Genomic DNA, 21,326 nt, shown 5'->3' with positions numbered 1-21,326 from the left:
GCGTCCTTCGTCGCCCCCGCGTGCACCACTGCGCCCGAAGAGATATCGCGTTGCCGCTCGTGTGCGGCGCCCGTACGGTGAGCGGGCAACGTCGATCCGATCCACCAGGGAGACTGCCGTGTCGCAGCAGAACCGCACCCGCGCCGAGCGGCTCGCGCCGCGCGCCGGTGCCCTGCTGCCCGAATCGGGCACGGGCCGGCGACGGCAGTGGCAACCCGGGTGGTGGCGCGTCTAGCGCCGGCGCGACGATCCGCGCGAACCGCCCGCCCCGACACCGGAGCCGGGCGGTTCTCCGTGTCCGGGGCACTTATTTCAGACGGACATGAGCAAGGAGACGACGATGGGTTTCACCCCGCTGGCCGGTACCCGGGCACCGGTCCGGGTCTGGACCGACCCGTACGCGATCGAGGCGCAGGCGGCCCGGCAGCTGCGTAACATCGGCGCGCTGCCGTGGGTGCAGGGCGTCGCCGTGATGCCGGACGTGCACTTCGGCAAGGGCGCCACTGTCGGCTCGGTGATCGCGATGCGGCAGGCCGTGTCGCCGGCCGCGGTCGGCGTGGACATCGGCTGCGGCATGTCCGCGGTGCGGACCTCGCTGACCGCGGCCGACCTGCCCGACGACCTCGCGCCGCTGCGGTCGGCGATCGAGGCGGCGATCCCGGTCGGCTTCGCGATGCGTGACGACGCTGTCGATCCGCGCCGGATCCGGGGACTGGAGCAGGCGGGCTGGGACGAGTTCTGGCGGCGGTTCGGCACGCTGGACCGGAGGGTGGCCCAGCTCCAGACGCGGGCGCAGCGGCAGCTCGGCACGCTCGGCGGCGGCAACCACTTCATCGAGGTCTGCCTGGAGCAGGGCGGCGCGGACGACGGCCGGGTCTGGCTGATGCTGCACTCCGGTTCCCGCAACATCGGCAAGGAGCTGGCCGAGCGGCACATGGCGGTGGCGCGCGGCCTGCCGCACAACACCGACCTGCCGGACCGGGACCTCGCGGTGTTCCTCGCCGGCACGCCCGAGATGGAGGCGTACCGGCGCGACCTGTGGTGGGCGCAGGAGTACGCCCGCCGCAACCGGGCGGTCATGCTCGCCCTGCTCTGCCAGGTGGTGCGGGAGGCGTTCCCGCACGCCGGTTACGACGAGCCGATCTCCTGCCACCACAACTACGTGGCGGAGGAGAGCTACGACGGGGTGGACGTGCTGGTGACCCGCAAGGGCGCGATCCGGGCCGGGACGGGGGACCTGGGCATCATCCCGGGCTCGATGGGCACCGGCTCGTACATCGTGCGCGGCAAGGGCAACCTGGACGCGTACTGCTCGGCGTCGCACGGCGCCGGTCGGCGGATGTCGCGGGGGCAGGCGAAGCGGACGTACAGCACCGCGGATCTGGCCGCGCAGACCGCCGGGGTGGAGTGCCGTAAGGACGCCGGTGTGGTCGACGAGATCCCCGGCGCGTACAAGGACATCACCGAGGTGATGGCCCAGCAGGACGACCTGGTCGAGGTGGTCGCCCACCTCAAGCAGGTCGTCTGCGTGAAGGGCTGAGCGGCAGGGGCCGGCGTCGAGGGGGCGCCGGCCCTATCGGGTACGCCGGGCGACGCGTACGCCGATGGCGACCGCGCCGATGACGAGCAGTGCGGACAGGAACTGGAGACCGGGGGAGTCGTCGGCCTCGCCGTACACGAAGCCGGTGACGCCGAGCGCGACGGCGAGCAGGGCGACGGCGGCGGCCAGGTGTCTCATCGGTCCTCCTCGTCGGCGACCCATTCGAGCAGGTCGCCGGGCTGGCAGTCGAGCACCCGGCACATGGCCTCCAGGGTGCTGAACCGGACGGCCTTGGCGCGGCCGTTCTTGAGTACGGCGACGTTCGCCGGGGTGAGCCCGACACGCTCGGCGAACTCGCCGACGCTCATCTTGCGCTTGGCCAGTTCGACGTCGATGCGCACGACGATCGGCATCAGATCACCGCTTCCATGTCGGTGCGCAGCGTGGTGGCCTGGCGCAGCAGCGCGCGCAGGACGACCATCAGCAGCCCCAGCACGCTGACGCCGGTGACCAGCAGGAACAGCAGCAGCGGCAGGCCCGGGTCGTCGGCGTTGAAGCCGACGTAGAGGAACACGCCGACGAGCACCACCCAGGCCGCGGCGACCGCCCAGACGATCCCGTCGACCCAGCCCAGGGACGCCTCGGTGAAGATGCGGTCGCGTTTGACCAGGGTGAGCAGGTGCCAGGTGCAGACGATCACCACCTGCACGCACAGCACCCAGAAGATCGTCACGGCGGTGGCGGGCCACCGCAGGTACGCCATGTCCGGGTTCTCGCGCGCCATGTGCGCGAACTGCCCGGGCAGCGACATGGTCTGGAACAGCACCAGGATCGCGAACAGCAGGACCAGGAAGGCGCGGAGTGGTGTCACCGCGCGTTGCGCCGTCAACATGCATCGACTATCGCGCGGAACCTATCGAAAGTCAATCGGTATCGCTCGCGCGGCGGCCGACGGCGTAGCGGACGTGGACGGCGTACCGCGAGTGGTGCACGGCGCGGATCTCCAGGTCGACGTCCCGGTCGAAGCCCTCGAACAGCCGCTTCCCGCGACCGAGGATCACCGGCGCGGTGGACAGGCCCAGCTCGTCGACGACGCCGGCCGCGAGCGCCTGCCGGATGACGTCGGCGCCCCCGCCGATGACCACCGCGCTGTCACCGGCCGTACGCCGGGCCGCGGCCAGCGCCGCGTCGAACCCGTCGACCATGAGGAAACCGGCGTCCGGGTCGGGCTGGTCGGCGGTGCGGTGGGTGAGCACGACCAGGGGCGCCTGGAACGGATTGCGGCCGCCCCAGGCGCCGGCGCTGTCGTACATGCCCCGGCCGCACAGCGCGGCGCCGACGCCCGCCAGCAGCTCGTCGAAGTACGCGCGGTCCTCACCGGTCATGCCGGTGCCGGGTTCGCGTGGCGTGTCGTACGTCCACGGCCCGCCCATCACCCAGTGGTGCAGCCGCTCGCCGCCGACACCAAGCCCCTGGCCCGCGTGGTCGTCCGGACCGGTGATGTAGCCGTCCAGGGACACGGTGACGAACGCCCGTACCCGGCCCCGCGCTTCGCTGGTGCTCATGCTTCCTCCCGGACATCGGAGAACACCGACCCAGGGCAGACCGGCGGCCGGTGCCGGACTCATCGCCGCCGTCGGTCCGGCGTCAGCCGTACACCGGATGTTCGGCTTGGAACGCCAGCCGGCGGTCCGCGCCGGCGGCCAGCTCGGCGAGCACGTCGTCGAGGTCCAGGAACGTCTGCCAGCGTTCCTGGCCGGTGATGCCGGCGAGCCGGTCGACCACGAGCTGCTCCAGGTCGGTGACCCGGCGGCCCTTCCACACCTTGTCGGCGAGGCTGACCATCAGGTCCTCCAGCTGCACGCCGGGGGAGTGCCAGGCGGCGTGGGTGACGGCGAAGCGGGCCCGCTCCTCCGGTACGCCGAAGCGCAGCAGCAACTGGTAGCCCGCCTCCTCGTGCGCCGACCCCGGGCCGGTCAGCTCGCCGGGATGCTCGACCTTGCCGAGGTCGTGCACGGCGGCGCCGAACAGCACCGCCTGCCTGTCGAACGGCACCGCGGCGAACCGGTCGGCGAACGCGGCGGTCAGGTGCCAGGCGACGTCGTGCACCAGCCGCAGGTGCGCGCCGAGGCGCGGCGGGGCGGCGAGCGCGGCCAGCAGCTCGACCGCCACGCCGGGCAGCGGGAGCAGCGGCGGGTCGCCCGCTTCGGTGAGGGCGCGGTGCAGCGCGTCGGAGGTCATCGGGGCGAGCGTACCGGTCTCCGGTGGGCTCACCGGCGGTGATGGACGAGCAGCCGAACGTGAAGCGGCCGCTCGTCCGATTCCGGTGCGTCGATCCACTCGGGAGGGTGGGGGCCACGTCTCTCACGGGGGTTGTCGAATGACCGCACTGAATCGTCGTGCCCTGCTGCGTACCGCCGCGCTGACCGGGCTCGCCGCCGCGACCGGGGTGGCCGCCGCGCCCCACGCCGCGTCCGCCGCGCCGGCCGCCGCCGACGTGGTGAACGGGTCGTGGCTGGTCAGCGTCGGCTGGGGTGTGCTCCAGATCGACCCGGGCCGCACCACGCCGCGCGAACTGCTGCCGAACGGGGACCACGCCAAGTCCTCGCCGGACGGCCGGTACGTGGCCTGGGTCAACACGGCCCGCTCGGGCGACGGCACGCTGGAGCCGTTCGTGGCCGTGTACGACCGGGTCACCGGCCAGAAGCGCACGCTGCTCGCCGACCCGTTCGGTGTCCGCTACGGCGCGCCGACCTGGTCGCCGGACGGCACCGAGATCGCGCTGGTCACCGGGCAGGACTACGACCGGCTGATCGCTGTGGACGTGGTCACCGGCGCCACCCGCGTGCTGGTCGAGGGGCACTCCATGGCCGACCCGGACTGGTCCCGGGACGGTTCGATGATCGTCCTGCGGTGGCGCAGCCGTTCGCAGGGCTGGCAACTGCGGGTGCTGGAACTCGCGACCGGCGCGGTGCGGCCGATCTACACGCCGGTGGCGGGCGAGACGTTCATCTCGCCGGTCTTCACGCCGGACTCCGGTCGCGTGGTGTTCTGCACCAACCGCTGGTATCCGGACCTGGAAACACTCAACCAGTCCCTCGCCTCGGTGCGGATCAACGGGACCGGGCTGAAGAAGCTCACCGACGAGCCCCGGTTCTACCTGTCGCCGGTGTTCTCCCCGGACGGCCGCTACTGCGCCGCGCTGTCGATCCCGCCGGAGAACGAGTACCCGGACGGCGGCAACATCATCGTGTCCACCAGCGGCTTCGGCGAGCAGTGGTGGATCCCCGGCGACGAGTACGACGACAGCACCCGGCTGGACTGGGCGCGGGCGATCTGACGTACCGCCGCGCGCACATCCGGTGATGGATGTGCGCGCCGCCGGGCGCGACCGGTGCGAGGCTTGGAGCGGACGCCGCCGACGGGGCCGGCGTCCGCTGTGGAGGGGTGATGGCCGAGCCGCCGACCGGGACGTCGTCGCACCGCGCGCAGGCGCACGGCAGGCACGCCAACCATCACCGCTACCACGACGGCGCCGAGGTCGACGGGTACGTCGACGACCCGTACCACCGGGTGCGCCGCGCGGTCGCGGCCCGGCTGATGGTCGAGGGGGTGACCCGACGCGGACCGGTGCTGGAACTGGGCTGCGGGCCGCGCGGCATGCTCGACCCGGCCGCGCTGCCCGGCCCGGTGGTGCTCGCGGACACGGCCGAGACGGCGCTGCGCACGGCCCGCGCCGCGGCCGGCGGACGGGCGCTGCCGGTCCGGCTGGACGCCACCCGAGGGCTGCCGTTCCGGGCGGGCAGCTTCGCCGGGCTGCTCGCCGGGGAGCTGATCGAGCACGTGTACGACCCGCTGGCGCTGCTGCGGGAGTGCCACCGGGTGCTGGCGCCGGACGGCCTGCTGGTGCTCACCACGCCGAACCTCGCGCCGGTGCAGGACCGGCTGGCGTTCCTCGCCGGGCGGGCGCCGCGTCAGGTCGACCCGCTGCACCCGTACCTGTGGCTGCACATCCGCCCGTTCACCGCCTCGCTGCTGCGCCGCACGCTGCGCCGGGCCGGGTTCACGCCGGTCGCGCTGCGGTCCAACGAGGTCGGCTGGCGGCTGCCGGGTGGCCGGTGGGTGGCCTCGCGCCGGCTGGCCCGCGCCGCGCCCGGGCTGGGCGGTTCGCTGATCTGCGCCGCCCGCCGGCAGGGCGGACCGCCACCGGCCGGAAACAGGGCGTGATGGCGACATTGACAGCGGGCTATCATGGAGGTTCCGTCGTCGACCGGGGGATGTCATGACGCGCCTGCTCGCCTGGGTCGTGACCAATCTCGACGCGTTCATCGGCCTCGTCCTGGCGCTCACGGTGTCCGTGCTCGGCCTCACCAACGCGGTCGACCAGGAGGTCGTCAACAGCGCGATCCTGCTGGTCCTGGGCCTGCTCGCGCAGGCGATGCTGCGCGACCGGCTGCGCCGGCGCACCACCGAGCGGGAGGTCCGCCAGGTCATCTCGGACACCCGCGACCGGCTGACCGACCTGGTGCCGCAGATGCAGGAGATCACCGGGCCGGAGGGCGCGCTGAACCGGGCCCGCGAGGCCATCGACAGCGTCTCCATGGTCCGCGTGCTGCACGGCAGCGAGGTCGGGCAGGCACTCGCCGAGGCGCGGCGGCACACCGACCAGTGGAGCTTCAAGGGCGGCACCGGCACCTTCCTGCGCGCGGTCACGTTGCCGGAATGCCTGCAACACGCCCGGCGGCGCAACGCCACGCTCACCGTCGCCATCGAGATCATCGACCCGACCGACGAGGAGGTCTGCGAGCGGTACGCGCGGTTCCGGCGCAGCCTCGACCCGGACGCGCCGGGCGAGCCGTGGACCGTTGACCGCACCCGCAAGGAGTCGTACGCGACGGTGCTGGCGGCCTGCTGGCACCTGCAGCGCTCCGGCCTGCTCACCGTCGACGTGCGGCTCTCCGCGCAGATGACCACGTTCCGCTACGACCTCTCCTCCTCCTGCGTCGTCATCACCCAGGAGAACCCGCAGACGCCCGCACTGCGCATCGACCGCGGCGAGGTCTACTACAACCGTTTCAACATCGAGCTGGACTACAGCCGCCGGCAGAGCCGGCGCGTGCCGATCGAGGCGGCGGCCCAGGTCAAGCTCGACGACGAGCCGTCGGTCGAGCAGGTGCGGCGGTTGTTCACCGCCCTCGGCCTGACGCTGCCCCGGTCCTTCGGCGACCGCGAGGTCGCCGACATCATCGGCAAGGCCGTCCAGGCGAGGAACCCCTACTCATGACCAGTTACGCCGACCTCGAACGGGAGATCGACCGGGGCACCCGGCCGGAGATGCTGCGCGGCTGGGTGCTGGACGTGCTCGGCGACGTCGCCGACGGGCGGCGGCCGCTGCGCGCGGTCCGGCATCCGCTCGGCTTCACCTGCCTGCCCGTGGAACGCGACGGCCCGGACGGCATCTGCGTGCACGCCTGGCCGGCCGACCCGCCGCCGGTGCGCCCGACCACCTCCACCATGCACTCGCACAGCTGGGACCTGCTCAGCCACGTGCTGCACGGCACCGTCCGCAACGAGCTGATCGAGGTCGACGACGCGCCGGCCGACCCGGCCTGGCGGATCTACGAGGTGCACAGCCTCGGCGAGGTGGACGAGATGGCCGCCACCGACCGGCTGGTCACCGCGATGACCGCGACGGTGGAGACGCACTCCGCAGGCGACTCGTACGCGCTGCGCGCCGGCGGCTTCCACACCTCGGAGGTCGACGCCGGTGAGCCGGCGGTGACAGTGGCGCTCGGCCGGACCACTCCCGGCGCGTGCGACCTGAGCCTCGGCGCGGTGGACGGGCGCAGCCACCGGGTACGCCGGGACCGCTGCGACGCGGCGGAGACCGCGCGGATGGCGCGGGAGATCGCGCGACTGGTGGCACGGGGCTGACTGGCTGGAGGAGCCATGGACGTGGAGCCGAGCAGAGGCGGGCCCGACCTGCGCGACGCGCACCGGTTCGCGGTGGAGGCCGCGCAGGCGGCGGGCCGACTGCTGCGCCGGGGCACCCGGGGGGAGGTGCACGCCCGGGCCAAGAACGACACCGGTGACCTGGTGACCGACCTCGACCTGGCCGCCGAGCGGCTGATCGTCGACCGGATCCGGGCCCGCTGGCCGGAGCACGGGGTGATCGCCGAGGAGGGCGGCGAGTACGCCCCGGACACGGCCTGGGCGTGGCTCGTCGACCCGCTCGACGGCACCAACAACGTGGCGATCGGGCTGCCCGCGTACGTGGTCGGGATCGCCCTGTGCGACAACGGCTCGCCGGTGCTCGGCGTGGTGCACGACCCGGTCGCCGGCCGTACCTGGTCGGCGGTGCGCGGCCGGGGCGCGTTCGTGCACGCGTCCGGCCCGGCCGCGCGGCCGCTGCGCGCCGCACAGCGCCCGGTGCCGTCCGCGCCGGTGCTGGCCTGGACCCAGGGGCACGAGGTACGCCGCGACGACAGCACCGCCCGGGCGCTGAAGGTGGTGCTGGACACCAGCGCCCGCCGGGTGCTGCAACTGTGGGCGCCGCTGCTGTCCTGGGTGATGCTGGCCCGCGGCGACATCGACGGCATCGTCGGCTACCGCCCCGAGGCGGTCGACCTGCCCGCCGGGATGCTGCTCGCCGTCGAGGCCGGCATGGCGGTCCGCGCGCTCGACGGCGGCACGTTCGACGACAGGTACGGCTGCCCGGCCGACCGGCGCAGCTTCGTGGCCGGGCCGCCGGAGACCATCGACCGGCTGGTCAAACTGGTCACCGCGGCACAGTGGATCGAGCCGCAGGTGCGCCGCCTCACCCCGGTCGGCCTCGGGTCGGTCGGCTGGTGAGCCGGGTCGGCTAGCCTCGGCCGGATGGCCGCCAGACAACTCAAGCTCGGGCTCCGGGTGCGTGACCTGGACCGTTCCCACCGGCTCTACCTGCGACTCGGCTTCAAGGAGATCCCGCAGACCGGCCAGGCGAACCTGCGCTACCTGACGTTCGGCCACACCTGGCTGATCCTGTCCGACCTGCACCGCCACGGGCACCACGACGCGGACCGGGAACGCGCGGTCAAGGCCGGGCCGCCCGGGCTCGGGTTCGTGCTCACCGTGCCCACCGCCGACCTGGACGCCACGTACGCGCTGTGGCGTGACGAGGGGCTGCCGGTGACGTTGGAGCCGGAGGACGTGGGCTGGGCACGGATCTTCTACGGGCTCGACCCGGACGGCTACGAGGTCATGTTCGAGCAGTTCCACCCGCCGGCACGCGCCACCGACTCCTGACGCGCCGCGGCCGGTCAGGCGACCGGCCGCGACGGCGCCCGCTCGGCCAGGAAGTCCGCCCAGGTCCGCACGCCCCTCGCCGCGCCGGGCCGGGCGAGGTTCGCGCCGTCCCGGTACGCCCGGCCGGCCCGCCCGGGGATGCGTACCGGCAGCCGCGCCCGGCGCTTCCCGGTGGCGGTCAGGTAGCCGGTCAGCAGTTCGCCGATGCCGTGGGTGTCCGGCCCGGCCAGGTCCGGCACCAGCCCGGCCGGTGCGCCCAGCGTCAGCTCGGCCAGCCGGGCCGCCACCTCGGCGGCGTCGACAGGCTGCGACCGCCCGGCACCGGCACCACGGGCAGCCGGGTCATCGCCGTCAGCATGGTCAGCACCAGGTCGTGCACCTGCGCGGCGCGCAGCACCGTCCACGGGACGCCGGAGTCCACCACCGCGCGTTCGGCATCGAGCTTGGACCGGATCCAGGCCAGCGGCACCCGATCGGCGCCGGTCACCGAGATGTGCACCAGGTGCGCCACACCGGCCCGGTGCGCGGCACGGGCCAGGTGGGCGGCGGCGCGGTCGTCGCCCTTCGCGCCGCCGGCCAGGTGCAGCACCGTGGACACCCCGCGCAGGGCGGGGCCGAGGTCGGCGCCGCCGAGCAGGTCGGCGGTCACATGGGTGACGCCGTCGCCGGACCGCCCGCCGCGCCGGCTGAGCACCCGCACGGGGTGCCCGGCGGCGCGCAGCAGCGGTACGACGTGCCGGCCGATCGTGCCGGTGCCGCCGGTGACCAGGATCTGTCTGTTCATCGTCTCGCCTTCCGTCGCCTGTGCTGCCACGTCGACCCGCGTCGCACCGCCGGCGTGCCAGATGTGACAGCCGTCACCTCTGGTCACATCGGTGACCCGGCGTGGGTCGGGACGGTGTGCGGGAGGGGAGGCTCAGGTGATGGACACCGGGCTGGCGGAACGGTTCGAGCGGGAGCGACAGAGGCTGCGCGCGGTGGCGTACCGGCTGCTCGGGTCGCTCACCGACGCCGAGGACGCGGTGCAGGAGACCTGGCTGCGGCTGTCCCGTACCGACGCGGCCACCGTGGACAACCTGGACGCGTGGCTCACCACTGTGGTCGCCCGGGTCAGCCTCAACACGCTGCGGTCCCGCGCCGCCCGCCGGGAGGACCCCCTCGACGTACGCCTGCCCGACCCCGTGGTGGACGCCGGCGCCGACGACCCGGCGCACGCCGCGGTGCTCGCCGACTCGGTGGGGCTGGCGCTGCTGGTGGTGCTGGACACGCTGACCCCGGCCGAGCGGCTCGCGTTCGTGCTGCACGACATGTTCGGCGTGCCGTTCGACGAGATCGGCCCGCTCGTCGACCGCTCGCCGGCGGCGGCCCGGCAGCTCGCCAGCCGGGCCCGCCGCCGGGTACGCGGACAGGCGCCCACGCCCGACCCGGACCTGACCCGGCAGCGGGCGGTGGTGGACGCCTTCCTCGCCGCCGCCCGCGACGGCGACCTCGACGCGCTGATCGCGGTGCTGCACCCGGACGTGGTGCTGCGCTCCGACGCCGGGAGCGCCCGCGCCCGCCACACGGTCGTGCTCACCGGCGCGACGACTGTGGCGGCGCAGGCCACCACGTTCGGCCGGCTGTTCCCGCACGCCCGGCCGGTGCTCGTCAACGGTGCTGCCGGCGTGCTCGTGACCGCAGGGGACCGCCCGCTGTCGGTGATGGCGTTCACCGTCACCGCCGGCCGGATCGCCGCCGTCGACGTGATCGCCGACCCGCGCCGGCTGGCCGCGCTCGGCCTCGCCGGCTGACCCGGGGCCGCTTCAGCCGGCCAGAACCAGGTTGGCCATGTCGACCACCGGGCGGAAGCCGAGCCGGGCGTAGAGCCGGTTCGACACCGGGTTGGCCTGGTCGGTGAACAGGCACACCCGCGCGCCCTCGGCGGTGAGCAGCCGGCTGATCTCGGCCACCGCGTTGCCGGCCCAGCCGCGTCCGCGCTGCTCGGGCGGCGTGTATACCGGCCCGACGCGGGCCACGCCGAACGACGTCGGGTGGGCGGCGGTCAGGTGCACCGGCCGGCCCGACCCGTCGGTCCAGAACCAGACCCGGCCGTGCCGGATCCGGCGCAGCAGCTCGGCGCGGTCGGGCGTCTCGTGGGCGCTGGTGCCGCGCGGGCGGCCCGCCTGCTCGTCGGCGTCGGCCGTGAACGCGCCGAACCACGCGGCGACCAGGTCGACGTCGACAGTGGTGGCCGCCCGCAGCGCGCCGGGCACCGGAGTCGGTGGTGCCAGCTGGTCGAGCACGTGCAGCCGGGTGTGCTGGGCGATCTCGACCCGCCCGCCGTCGAGGCGTGCGACCTCGTCGGCGCAGGCGCGCGCGGCGGGCAGCGCGCCGTTCACCGCGCGGACCCGCTCGCCGCGCCGGTGCCACGCCCCGGCCAGCGCCACCGCGGCCTCCCTCGGCATGGGCAGCAGGAACGGCGGCCGCGGCGGGAACGGCGCGGTACGCATCGCGACGCCCACCACCGCCCCGGAGCCGTCCCGCACCACCAGCCACCAGTCGTCCTCGGGCAGCGCGGCGCCCTCGGCGCGGCGGGCCGCCATCCGGCGCGTGACGCTGGCGACGACTGTCCCGACCACTGGGTCGGCGGCCAGGTAGGCCTCGGCGTCGGCGAGGAACTCGCCCGGGTCGGTGCAGAAGTGCAGTGTGGGCGCGGCGGTCATGTGAGCACGGTAGCCACCGCTCGGAATCGGGCCATACCGGTTTTCCCGCCCCGGCTCAGGGGGCGATGCGCAGCCGGCGGATGCGGGTGTCGTCGTACTCCTCGAACCGGAACCGCAGCCCGGCGAACGGGCTGCCGGGGAAGTCGCCGCTGATCGTGGCGGTCACCACTGTGCCGGCCGGCGCCTGCTCCACGTCGGTGATCTCGTACGACACCAGCGGCGTGCCGCTGCGCCAGGCGCGGATCTCGTCGATCCCGCGGTGGGTGCGTCCCTCGTCCTCGACCACCGCGTCGTCGGCGAACAGCGCGAGGTAGGGCTCCTTGTCGGCCTGGCCGGCGAGCGCGAAGTAGCGGCGGACGATCTCGGGCGTGCTGCTCATGGTCGCGATGCTAGGCACCGGGACCGACAAGAAGCGCCGTGACGGTGGCGGTGGTGGCGAGCACGGCGAGCGCGGCGCTGGTGGCCACGAACCGGCCCAGCGGTACGGCCACCCCGGCGGCCCGGCACCGCTCGTACCAGATCAGTGTCGCCAGCGACGCCCACGGCGTGGCCAGCGGACCCACGTTCGTGCCGATCAGCAGTGCCAGCAACTGGGTGTGCCGGTCGGCCGCGATGACCGCCTCGCCGGCCAGGTACGCGGGCAGGTTGTTCACCGCGTTGCTGAACAGCGCGCCGACCGCGCCCGCCCGCAGCGCCCCCTCCGCGCCCGGGTCGGTGCCGATGAGCGTGCCCATCACCGTGTCCAGGCCGTGCCGGCCGATGGTCTGCACCACCAGGAACAGCCCGGTCACGAACACCAGCAGCCGCCACGGCACCAGCGCGAGCCGCAGCCGGTGCCGGGCCCGCACCGCGAAGCCGGCGACCAGGATCGCGGCGGCCACCCCGGAGGCGATGCCGATCTCCACCCCGGCGAGGATTCCGGCGACGAACAGCAGGCAGGCGGCGAGCGCGGTGCGGTAGAGCACCCGGTCCGGCGGCACGTACGGCGGCGGCGGGACGAACGGGTCGGCCCCGGCGCGCGCCGGACGCCAGTACCACCACCACAGCAGCAGCGCGGTCACCGCCACGGCGACCAGCTGCGGCCACCACATCCGGGCCGCCCACGGCACCGGGTCCAGGTCGACCCGGTCGCTGGCCAGGATGTTCGTCAGGTTGGACACCGGCAGCAGCAGGCTGGCCGTGTTCGCCAGCCACACGGTGGTCATCGCCAGCGGCGTCGGCGGCACGTTCAGCGCCCGGGCCAGCGCGATCATCACCGGCGTGAGCAGCACCGCCGTGGTGTCCAGGTTGAGCGCGATCGTGGTCACCGAGGCGAAGCCGACGCAGAGCCAGAACAGGGCCCGGAAACTGCCCCGCGCGGTCACCGCCACCCGGGTCGCGAGCGCGTCGAACACCCCGGCCACGGCGGTCAGCTCGGCCAGCACCACCACCGTGCCGAGGAAGATCAGGATCGGGATGATCCGGCGCATGGTGCCCTCGGCGTCGGCGCGGGGCAGCAGCCCGGTGAGCACGAACACCACGCCGAGCACGGCCAGCCCGATCGCGATCCAGTCCAGCACGTGCAGGCGGCCCCAGCGGGAGCGGTCGGGCACGGCGTTCGGCGGATCGCCGGGGGTCTCCACGAGGGATGATCCTCGCACATGCCGGCGCGGGCGGAGGAGCCCGACGCGGGACGATCCGAGCTGCCGAGGGTGTCGATCTGTTGACCGTCGGTGGCCATAATGACCATGTGGTTGTAGGCGCGCACCCCACCCGGTCCGACCGCCCCATCGATTTCTTCATCAGCTACTCGCCGGCCGACGAACGCTGGGCCACGTGGCTGGCGTGGGAGTTCGAGGCGGCGGGCTATCGCACGTTGTTGCAGGCGTGGGACTTCGTGGCAGGCACCAACTTCATCGACTTCATGGACCGCGGCGTCCGCGAGGCCGAGGTGGTGGTGGCGGTGCTGTCCGAGCGTTACCTGCACTCCACGTACGGCAAGCTGGAGTGGCAGGCCGCGCTGCGCGCCGACCCGGACGGCACCGGCAACAAGCTCGTCACGGTACGCGTCGAGGACTGCCCGATCGACGGCCTGCTCGCCACCATCACCTATGTGGACCTGGTCGGCGTCGACGATCCGGTGCAGGCCCGCAACCGGGTGCTCGACCGCATCCGGGAGGCGCTCGACGGGCGCGCCAAGCCGATGCGGCAGCCGGTGTTCCCGCACCACCCGGCCGACCCGCACGGGGTGCTCGCCACGCCCGCCGCCGGCGCGCCCGCGCCCCGCCGCGCCCGGCGTACCCCGATCAACCCGCCGCCGTTCCCGCCGGCCGCGGCGGCGCCACCGACCGCCCGGGACACCGTCACCGTGCTCCAGGTCGCCGGGCCGCGCTTCGGCCGGGGCGTGATCACCCCCGGCGCGCCGGTCACCCCGGGTGAGGTGCAGGAACACCTGATGGGCGACCTCACGCTGCTGATGAACGACGGCGTGCCCCGGCCGGACCTGCTCGTCGTCGCCGGCAACCTCACCGAGTCGGGCAGCCCGCGCGAGTTCTCCGACGCGCTGAGCTTCCTCACCGGCCTGCGGGTGCTGCTCGGGCTGGAACCGCACCGCCTGGTCGTGGTGCCCGGCCCGCGCGACGTGACGATGGCCGCCTGCCGCGCGTACTTCGCCACCTGCGAGGCCGACGACGTCGACCCGCAGCCGCCGTACTGGCCGAAGTGGCGGCACTACGCGCGCCTGTTCGACGACCTCTACCAGGGCCTCGACGACCGGATCTTCGACAGCGAGCAGCCCTGGACGCTGTTCCCGGTACCGGACCTGCGGGTGGTGGTGGCCGGGCTGAACTCCACCATCGCCATCACCCACCGCGAGGAGGACCGGTACGGCTTCCTCGGCGAGGCGCAGTCCAGCTGGTTCGCCCAGCGCCTGCGCCACTACCAGCAGTCCGGCTGGCTGCGGCTGGGGGCGATGGCGCACGCGCCGGGGGCGCGCAGCCCGTACGCCGACGAGGTGCCCCCGGACCCGGTGTCGCTGCGCGACCGCGGCTCGGTCAACCGGCTGGTCGGCCCGATGCTCAACCTGCTGCTCTCCGACGCCGCGCCGTCGGCCCGGGTGGACCCGGTGGTGCCGCTGGCCGCCGCGCCCCGCGACGGCCGGGCGCAGGTGCTGCGGCTCGGCGGCGACGGAATGACCCGCTGGGTGCTCGGCCGCGACGACCGGCTCGACGGCGGCACGGTCACCGCCGTGTCCTGGCCGCACGCCGAGGCCACCTTCGGCGCGTCCGGCCCGGCGCAGGTGCCCGACCCGCGCCGCCCGGTGGCCGTCGAGGGGGCCACCCAGGGCGTGGCGGTGGCCGCCGCGCCGGTCGCCCCGGTGCAGCGGCTGCTGGACCGGCTCGCCGAGGTCTGCGAAGCCCGCTACGACCGGGTGGTGGTACGCCGCGTCGGCACCGACCCGCCGCACCTGTACATCAGCTACCGCTCCGACGGGGTGGTCCGCCAGCAGCGCGTCGGCGCGCACGTGGGCACCCCCACCGCCGCCGACGTGGACGTCTTCGCCCGCCGGGTGCACGCCACCGACCCGGACATCGCCTCCGAGCTGGTCTACGACGGCGACCGGGTGCCGCGCGGGCTGGCCGAGGAGGCGCAGCGCCGTGGCGTCCGCGTGCTGCACCTGACCGAGTTCCAGGGCCTGCTCGACCTGCGCGAGTACGTCGCCGCGCAGACCGCCCGGCTGCAGGCCGACCGGCTCTACCCGCCCGGGCAGTACGTGCCGCAGCGCTACCGCCACCTGGTCGGCGCCGACCAGCGCGTCCGCGACGACGTGGTGGACGAGCTGCTGGAGACCGTCTCCGCACCGGACGGCCGGTTCGTGCTGGTGCTCGGCGACTTCGGCCGGGGCAAGACGTTCGCGTTGCGGGAGGTGGCCCGGCGGCTGCCCACCGCCGCGCCCGACCTGATCCCGATCCTGGTGGAGCTGCGCGCGCTGGACAAGGCGCACTCCGTGGACGGCCTGGTCGCCGCGCACCTGGCCAACCACGGCGAGCAGGTGATCGACCTCAAGGCGTTCCGCTACATGCTGCGCCAGGGCCGCATCGTGCTGCTGTTCGACGGGTTCGACGAGCTGGTCGCCCGGGTGACGTACGACCGGGCGGCCGACCACCTGGAGACGCTGCTCCAGGCCGCCGAGGGCAACGCGAAGATCGTGGTGAGCAGCCGGACCCAGCACTTCAAGACCAACTCGCAGGTGCTGACCGCGCTCGGCGAGCGGGTCGGCCTGCTGCCGCACCGGCGCGTACTCGCGGTGGAGGACTTCACCCCCGGGCAGATCGAGGCGTTCCTGCGCAACCGGTACGGCGGCGACGAGCGGGCCGCCCGCGAGCGGATGGACCTGCTCGCCGGCGTGAAGGACCTGCTCGGGCTCTCCCGCAACCCGCGCATGCTCGGCTTCATCGCCAACCTCGACGAAGGGCGGCTCGCCGCGGTGGCCGGGGCGGGCGGCACGTTCAGCGCCGCCGCGCTGTACCGGGAGATCCTGGAGTCCTGGCTGGACTTCGAGGAGCGCCGTACCCAGGGCATCCCGGGCGCCCCGGTGAGCCTGCGCCGCCCCGAGCTGTGGCAGGCGGTGAGCCGGCTGGCGTTCCAGCTCTGGGAGAGCGGCGAGGCATACCTGCGCCTGGCCGAGCTGGCCGAGTCCACCGGCCAGCTCGCCGGCCGGGCCGACTCGCGGCTGTCCGGCCCGCAGGCGGCGCACGCGGTCGGCGCAGGCAGCCTGCTGGTCCGCACCGACGACGGGCTGTTCGGGTTCATCCACACCTCGGTGATGGAGTGGCTGGTCGCCGAGGGGGTGGCCGAGCAGATCAACAGGGGCGAGGAACCGTCCGCGCTGGCGGTGCGGTCGCTGTCCGCGCTCGCGGTGGAGTTCCTCGGCGACCTCGCCGACCCGGCCCGCTGCACCGCGTGGACCGCCCGGGTGCTCGGCGACGAGTCGGCGGGCGAGACGCTGCGCGCCAACGCGCTGCGGCTGTCCGCCCGGCTGCGCCTGCCCGACCGGGCCGACCTGCGCGGCGCGGTGCTGCGCGGCGAGGACCTGTCGCACCGCGAACTCGCCGGGGCCGACCTGACCGGCGCCGACCTGACCGACGCGCGGCTGATCGCCACCAACCTGACCGAGGCGCGGCTGGAACACGCCCGGCTGCGCGGCGCCCGCCTGGACCAGGCCCGCCTCGCCGGGGCGGACCTGCGCGACGCGGAGATGGCCGGCGCGCGCCTGTTCCGTACCGACCTGCGCGGCGCGCGTGTCGCCGGCAGCAGCTGGCACCGCACCGCGCTGATCGACGTCAGCGCCGACCCGGCGCTGCTGCGCGCCCCGGAACTGCGCGGCGCCGTCGTCGCACCGGGCCGGCCGGTCGCGCCGGGCCTCGCCCCGCCCGCCGTGGGCGTCGGCTACGGCTTCGAGGTGGGCCGGCTGCCGGTGCCGGTGGCGTACAGCCCGGACGGCGCGGTGCTCGCCGTCGGCAGCGACGACGGCGGTGTGCTGCTCTGCGACACCGCCACCGGGCTGCCGGTACGCACGCTTCAGGGACACCGCTCCCGGGTGTACGCGGTCCGCTACGACGCCGCGTCCCACCAGCTCGTCACCGGCTCGGCCGACCTCACCGTACGGCTGTGGGACGCCGACCACGGCGACGTGCGGCACGTCATCGAGGACGTCTTCACCGGCTGGGTGTGGCCGCTGCTCACCGACGGCCGCCGCGGCCGGCTGGTGGTCGGCGACGCGGCCGGCGTGGTGCGGCTCTACGACACCCGCGGCGCCCGGCTGCGCCACGAGTGGCCCGGCCACTCCGCGCCGATCTGGGGCACCTCGTTCAGCCCGGACGGGCGGCGCGTGGTGGTGGCCGACAGCGCCGGCACGGTCCGCGGCTGGGACATCCCCACCGGCAAGCTGGCGTTCGAGGTGCAGGAGCCCGAGGTGGTCTACCGGGTCGTGCACTCACCGGACGGCCGGCTGCTGGCCGCCGTCGGGCAGCACGGCCGCATCTGGATCCGCCGGGCCACCGACGGTGAGCTGCTGCGCGCGCCGCGCGGCCACGAGGCCGACGTGTACGCCCTCGACATCCACCCCGACGGCACACTGATGGCCACCGGCGACACGCACGGCGCGCTGCGGCTGTGGGAGACCGAGACGGGCCGGCCGGTGCGGGTGCTCGGGCGGCAGCGCGGCGCGATCTACAGCGTCCGGTTCAACGGCGACGGCAGCCTGCTCGCCACGGCCGCCAGCGACGGCGCGATCCAGCTCTGGGACACCGACGACGGGCAGGTGCGGCACGAGCTGACCCGGCACCGCGGCTCGGTGTGGCCGGTGGTCTGGCGGCCGGACCAGAACCAGGTGGCGACCAGCAGCAACGACGGCACCACCCGGCTGTGGGACGTCCGCAGCGGGCAGCTCCAGCACACGCTGCGCGGGCACGGCCGCAAGGTCACGGCGCTGTCCTTCCGCGACGACGGCGAGGTGCTCGCCGCCTGCGGCAACGACGGCGTGATCCGGCTCTGGGAGCCGCGTACCGGCCGCCTGCTGCGGCAGCTCGCCAGCCCGGCCGACCGGCTGCTGTCCGTGGTGTTCTGCCCGGAGGAACCGCTGGTGGCCACGCCCAGCGGCGACGGCGGCGTGCACCTGTGGAACACCGACACCGGCGCCGACGAGCGCGAACTCAACGTGGACACCGACCACGTCTGGGCGGTCGCGTTCAGTCCTGACGGCGACGCCCTGGCCACCGCGAACGACGACGACACGGTACGCCTGTGGTACCGCCGTACCGGGCGCCACTTCGCCACGCTCACCCCGCACCGCGGCCGGGTCCGCACCGTCGCGTTCAGTCCGGACGGCGAGACCATCGCCACCGGCTGCGACGACCAGACGGTACGACTCTGGGACGCCGCCACCGCCACCTGCCGGCTCACCCTCGACCACCACACCGACCGGGTCTACTCGGTCGGCTTCAACAGCGAGGGCACGCTGCTCGCCAGCGCCGGCAACGACGGCACGGCGGTGGTGTGGGACGCGGTCACCGGTGAGCGGCGCCTCGTGCTCACCGAACACGACGGCCGGCTCTGGTCCTGTGCGTTCAGCCCGGACGGCAACCTGCTCGCCACCGCCGGCGACGACCTGGTGATCCGGCTGTGGGATCCGGCGACCGGCCGGCTGCACGGCACCCTGGCGGCGCACACCCGCCGCGTCTGGTCGGTGCACTTCAGCCCGGACAGCAGCCTGCTCGCCAGCGCCGGTGACGACGGCACGGTACGGCTGTGGGACGTGGCCGACCCCGAGCACGCCCAGTTGCGGACCACGCTCATCGGCCTGCCGGACGGGTGGGCGGCAGTCAGCCCGGACGGCCGGTACAAGCTGGACGGCGACCCGGGCGGCCAGTTCTGGCACGTCATCGGCACGTGCCGCTTCGAGGTGGGCGAACTGGACCCCTACCTGACCCAGGTCCGCCGCCTGTCAGTGGACGCCCCCTTCTAACCCCCCGGCCCTGCCCCCCGCTCTCCCCGGTGATCAAGGAGTTCGTGTCCGGATCGGACGTCGTCTCCGACACGAACTCCTTGGTCAACTCCGGGCAGGCGGGGGAGGCGGGGCGGCAGGTCCGGTCCAGCGGACCTCGCCGTCCTGCCACACGTCGGTGGGGGCCAGGCCGCAGGCCGTGGCCACCGCGGCCGACGCGCGGTGGTCGGGATGGATGTGGGCCACGAGGGTACGCACACCGCACCGCCCCAGCCAGCCGGCCATCCCACGGGCGGCCTCGGTGGCGATTCCGCGCCCCTGCCACTGTGTGCCCACCACCCAGGCGATCTCCGCGACCGGTCCCGCGGCGGCCGGTGTCGCCTCGTCGAGGTGCCGGTGTCCTACTGCCCGTGCGCCCGCCGTGGCGGCGTCCGTCACGGTCCCGTGTGGCTCGGTGACTGTGGCCTGGACGAAGCCGGCCAGCGGGCCGCCGTCCCGGAGCTGGATGACCCAGTTGCACCACGACTCGGCCGGGTCGGGCGAGCCGGCGACAAGCCGTTCGTAGCGGGCCCGCAACGCCGCCGGGGTGGCGGGCTCGCCGCCGATGAAGGTGTGCAGCGCCGGGTCGGCGAGAACGGCCGCCATCTCCTCGGCATGTTCGACACCCAGCGGCAGCAGGACCAGCCGTGCGGTCGGGATGGGCTGGGGTGCGAATCCGCTCATCGGCGTCGGCGCGCCGGTCGACTCATCCATGATCGCGCTTCCAGGAGATCGATGACCTGGTCTCGCGGCAGCGAAACAGAACTCACGGTATCCCAGCCCGCCCCGAGAAACGCAACGCCATCAGCGATCCTCCGGGGGTGCCTGCCCTGGGCAGTCAGCCCTGCTGATCTTGCAGTTTGTGCCCGGGTGAATGGGGCATTCGGGCCGCCGCTCGGGCCGAAAGTGCAAGATCGCGGGGGAGAGGGGAGAGGAGGGGCGAGGGCGCCGGGGCGGGCGGGGTGCCGCCCGCCCCGGGTCGGGGACCGGTCAGCGCCGCCACTTCTGGTTGGCGCCGCCGGTGCAGTCCCAGATCTGCAGCCGGGTGCCGTCGGCCGAGCTGGGGCCCGTCGCGTCCAGGCACTTGTTCGCCTGGGGGTTCACGATGTCCCCGGCCGCGCTGAACACCCACTTCTGCGCGCCGGTGCCGTTGCAGTCGTAGAGCTGCACCTTGGCGCCGCTCGCGGTGGATCCGGCGGCCACGTCGAGGCACTTGCCGAGTGCGCGTACCGAGCCGTCGGCGTTCCAGGTCCAGCGCTGGGCGGCGGTGCCGTTGCAGGTCCAGAGCTGCACCGGGGTGCCGTTCGCGGTGCTGGCGCTGGCCACGTCGACGCACTTGTTCCCGTACCCGGCGATCTGGCCGCCGGTGCCCCCGCCGCCGTTGTCCCACGCCTGCACCCGGACGTAGTCGATGGTCATGGTCTGCGGGAACGTGGTGCTGCCGTCCGGCGAGCCGGGCCAGTTGCCGCCGACCGCCACGTTCATGATCATGAAGAACGGGTGGTCGAAGACCCAGCGGTTGCCGCCGATGTCGGCGGGCGTCTTGCGGGAGTACGCGACGCCGTCGAGGTACCAGGTGATCGAGTCCGGCGCCCAGTCCACGGCGAACGTGTGGAAGGCGTCGGCGAGCGCCTGGCCGCCGGGTAGTGAGGTGGAGGCGCCGACGCCGCTGCCGCCAGAGTAGCCGGGGCCGTGCAGCGTGCCCCAGACGGTCGACGGCGCGTAGCCGACGTTCTCCATGATGTCGATCTCGCCGCTGCCGGGCCACGGGTTCGTGCCGATGTCGTTGCCGAGCATCCAGAACGCCGGCCACAGCCCCTGTCCACGCGGGACCTTGATGCGTGCTTCGAACCGCCCGTACGCCTGGGCGAACGTGCCGTTCGTGAGCAGCCGGGCCGAGGTGTACTGGCAGCTTCCGTACCAGCAGTTGTAGCCGCCGGGGTTCTCCTTGCGGGCGGTGATGACCAGGTTGCCGTTGCCGTCGAGCGCGGCGTTGCGGGTGCTGTTCGTGTAGTACTGCAGTTCGTTGTTGCCCCAGCCGCCGCCACCGATGTCGTAGCGCCACTTGCTCGCGTCGGGGGCGGCGCCGGCCGGGCCGTTGAAGTCGTCGGACCAGGTGACCGCGCCGGGGGCGGCGGCGGCCGGGGTGCTGGGGACGGCGGCGAGGGCGGCGGTGAGGCCGACCGCTGTCACCGCCAGGGCGGCGAGGGTACGGATAGTGCGCACGGGGCGCCTCCTGCGGGGGTGGTGGCCGTTCCCCGTCACGGCGGCCGGC

21 protein-coding genes are annotated in these 21,326 nt (G+C 74.1%); 9 read left to right on the top strand and 12 right to left on the bottom strand.

Annotated features, from left to right (window positions below):
• Nucleotides 1-340: 340 nt before the first annotated feature.
• Nucleotides 341-1,540 carry an RtcB family protein gene (locus tag CLT75_RS08855; protein WP_135240345.1) on the top strand — a complete coding sequence of 400 codons (1,200 nt, stop codon included), beginning with the start codon at nucleotides 341-343 and terminating at the stop codon, nucleotides 1,538-1,540.
• Nucleotides 1,541-1,573: 33 nt separating this feature from the next.
• Here the strand turns inward: CLT75_RS08855 and CLT75_RS32580 are convergent, their stop codons facing one another.
• The 5 genes from CLT75_RS32580 to CLT75_RS08835 all read right to left on the bottom strand — a co-directional run bounded on the left by CLT75_RS32580 (nucleotide 1,574) and on the right by CLT75_RS08835 (nucleotide 3,781).
• Nucleotides 1,574-1,738 (bottom strand): hypothetical protein, encoded by a 165-nt coding sequence (locus CLT75_RS32580; RefSeq protein WP_167796893.1) that lies wholly within the window; start codon nucleotides 1,736-1,738, stop codon nucleotides 1,574-1,576.
• Complete coding sequence (locus CLT75_RS08850; protein ID WP_013286536.1) at nucleotides 1,735-1,953, bottom strand: helix-turn-helix domain-containing protein; 219 nt, start codon at nucleotides 1,951-1,953, stop codon at nucleotides 1,735-1,737. The genes CLT75_RS32580 and CLT75_RS08850 overlap by 4 nt, the downstream gene beginning before the upstream one ends.
• Complete coding sequence (locus CLT75_RS08845) at nucleotides 1,953-2,432, bottom strand: DUF2975 domain-containing protein (protein ID WP_135240344.1); 480 nt, start codon at nucleotides 2,430-2,432, stop codon at nucleotides 1,953-1,955. Before CLT75_RS08845 ends, CLT75_RS08850 begins: the two co-directional genes overlap by 1 nt.
• A 31-nt stretch (nucleotides 2,433-2,463) precedes the next feature.
• Nucleotides 2,464-3,105 (bottom strand): dihydrofolate reductase family protein, encoded by a 642-nt coding sequence (locus CLT75_RS08840; RefSeq protein WP_135240343.1) that lies wholly within the window; start codon nucleotides 3,103-3,105, stop codon nucleotides 2,464-2,466.
• 82 nt (nucleotides 3,106-3,187) lie between these two features.
• The gene (locus tag CLT75_RS08835; protein ID WP_135240342.1) at nucleotides 3,188-3,781 is read right to left on the bottom strand and encodes an HD domain-containing protein; all 594 of its coding nucleotides are present in this window, start codon (nucleotides 3,779-3,781) and stop codon (nucleotides 3,188-3,190) included.
• Nucleotides 3,782-3,920: 139 nt separating this feature from the next.
• Between CLT75_RS08835 and CLT75_RS08830 the strand changes: the two genes are divergently transcribed.
• The 6 genes from CLT75_RS08830 to CLT75_RS08805 all read left to right on the top strand — a co-directional run bounded on the left by CLT75_RS08830 (nucleotide 3,921) and on the right by CLT75_RS08805 (nucleotide 8,827).
• Entirely contained in the window at nucleotides 3,921-4,880 is a 960-nt protein-coding gene (locus CLT75_RS08830) for an LpqB family beta-propeller domain-containing protein (protein ID WP_135240341.1), read from the top strand.
• Nucleotides 4,881-4,990: 110 nt separating this feature from the next.
• Entirely contained in the window at nucleotides 4,991-5,767 is a 777-nt protein-coding gene (locus CLT75_RS08825; protein WP_135240340.1) for a class I SAM-dependent methyltransferase, read from the top strand.
• Between the two features lie 55 nt (nucleotides 5,768-5,822).
• The gene (locus CLT75_RS08820) at nucleotides 5,823-6,824 is read left to right on the top strand and encodes a hypothetical protein (protein WP_135240339.1); all 1,002 of its coding nucleotides are present in this window, start codon (nucleotides 5,823-5,825) and stop codon (nucleotides 6,822-6,824) included.
• On the top strand, nucleotides 6,821-7,474 hold the full coding sequence (locus CLT75_RS08815) for a sulfurtransferase TusA family protein (protein ID WP_013286529.1): 654 nt from the start codon (nucleotides 6,821-6,823) through the stop codon (nucleotides 7,472-7,474). Before CLT75_RS08820 ends, CLT75_RS08815 begins: the two co-directional genes overlap by 4 nt.
• Nucleotides 7,475-7,489: 15 nt before the next feature.
• Nucleotides 7,490-8,392 carry an inositol monophosphatase family protein gene (locus tag CLT75_RS08810; protein ID WP_013286528.1) on the top strand — a complete coding sequence of 301 codons (903 nt, stop codon included), beginning with the start codon at nucleotides 7,490-7,492 and terminating at the stop codon, nucleotides 8,390-8,392.
• 24 nt (nucleotides 8,393-8,416) lie between these two features.
• The gene (locus CLT75_RS08805) at nucleotides 8,417-8,827 is read left to right on the top strand and encodes a VOC family protein (protein ID WP_135240338.1); all 411 of its coding nucleotides are present in this window, start codon (nucleotides 8,417-8,419) and stop codon (nucleotides 8,825-8,827) included.
• A 14-nt stretch (nucleotides 8,828-8,841) separates the two neighbouring features.
• Here the strand turns inward: CLT75_RS08805 and CLT75_RS33085 are convergent, their stop codons facing one another.
• Both CLT75_RS33085 and CLT75_RS08800 read right to left on the bottom strand, forming a co-directional pair.
• Entirely contained in the window at nucleotides 8,842-9,114 is a 273-nt protein-coding gene (locus tag CLT75_RS33085; protein WP_486485098.1) for a hypothetical protein, read from the bottom strand.
• Nucleotides 9,090-9,611: an SDR family oxidoreductase gene (locus CLT75_RS08800; protein ID WP_486485097.1), complete on the bottom strand. Its 522-nt coding sequence runs from the start codon at nucleotides 9,609-9,611 to the stop codon at nucleotides 9,090-9,092. The genes CLT75_RS33085 and CLT75_RS08800 overlap by 25 nt, the downstream gene beginning before the upstream one ends.
• Nucleotides 9,612-9,750: 139 nt before the next feature.
• Between CLT75_RS08800 and sigJ the strand changes: the two genes are divergently transcribed.
• Nucleotides 9,751-10,617 carry an RNA polymerase sigma factor SigJ gene (gene sigJ / locus CLT75_RS08795; protein WP_135240337.1) on the top strand — a complete coding sequence of 289 codons (867 nt, stop codon included), beginning with the start codon at nucleotides 9,751-9,753 and terminating at the stop codon, nucleotides 10,615-10,617.
• Nucleotides 10,618-10,629: 12 nt separating this feature from the next.
• On the opposite strand, the gene CLT75_RS08790 is transcribed toward sigJ, so the two are convergent.
• From CLT75_RS08790 to CLT75_RS08780, 3 genes are read right to left on the bottom strand one after another with little or no spacing between them, the layout of a single operon-like run.
• Nucleotides 10,630-11,529: a GNAT family N-acetyltransferase gene (locus tag CLT75_RS08790; protein WP_135240336.1), complete on the bottom strand. Its 900-nt coding sequence runs from the start codon at nucleotides 11,527-11,529 to the stop codon at nucleotides 10,630-10,632.
• A gap of 55 nt (nucleotides 11,530-11,584) precedes the next feature.
• Nucleotides 11,585-11,908, bottom strand: a complete 324-nt coding sequence (locus CLT75_RS08785) for a nuclear transport factor 2 family protein (protein WP_135240335.1) — start codon at nucleotides 11,906-11,908, stop codon at nucleotides 11,585-11,587.
• A gap of 10 nt (nucleotides 11,909-11,918) precedes the next feature.
• On the bottom strand, nucleotides 11,919-13,151 hold the full coding sequence (locus CLT75_RS08780) for an SLC13 family permease (protein WP_135240334.1): 1,233 nt from the start codon (nucleotides 13,149-13,151) through the stop codon (nucleotides 11,919-11,921).
• 107 nt (nucleotides 13,152-13,258) lie between these two features.
• Between CLT75_RS08780 and CLT75_RS08775 the strand changes: the two genes are divergently transcribed.
• The gene (locus CLT75_RS08775) at nucleotides 13,259-19,033 is read left to right on the top strand and encodes a WD40 domain-containing protein (RefSeq protein WP_135240333.1); all 5,775 of its coding nucleotides are present in this window, start codon (nucleotides 13,259-13,261) and stop codon (nucleotides 19,031-19,033) included.
• Nucleotides 19,034-19,117: 84 nt separating this feature from the next.
• Here the strand turns inward: CLT75_RS08775 and CLT75_RS08770 are convergent, their stop codons facing one another.
• Nucleotides 19,118-19,765, bottom strand: a complete 648-nt coding sequence (locus CLT75_RS08770) for a GNAT family N-acetyltransferase (RefSeq protein ID WP_135240332.1) — start codon at nucleotides 19,763-19,765, stop codon at nucleotides 19,118-19,120.
• Nucleotides 19,766-20,041: 276 nt separating this feature from the next.
• A complete protein-coding gene (locus CLT75_RS08760; protein WP_135240331.1) occupies nucleotides 20,042-21,277 on the bottom strand; it encodes a ricin-type beta-trefoil lectin domain protein in 1,236 nt (411 codons plus the stop codon).
• Nucleotides 21,278-21,326: the final 49 nt, after the last annotated feature.

The sequence above is a fragment of the Micromonospora sp. CNZ285 genome (assembly GCF_004637285.1).
Note: the sequence above shows the minus strand (reverse complement) of the source record. Positions and strands in the feature narration are given on the sequence as shown.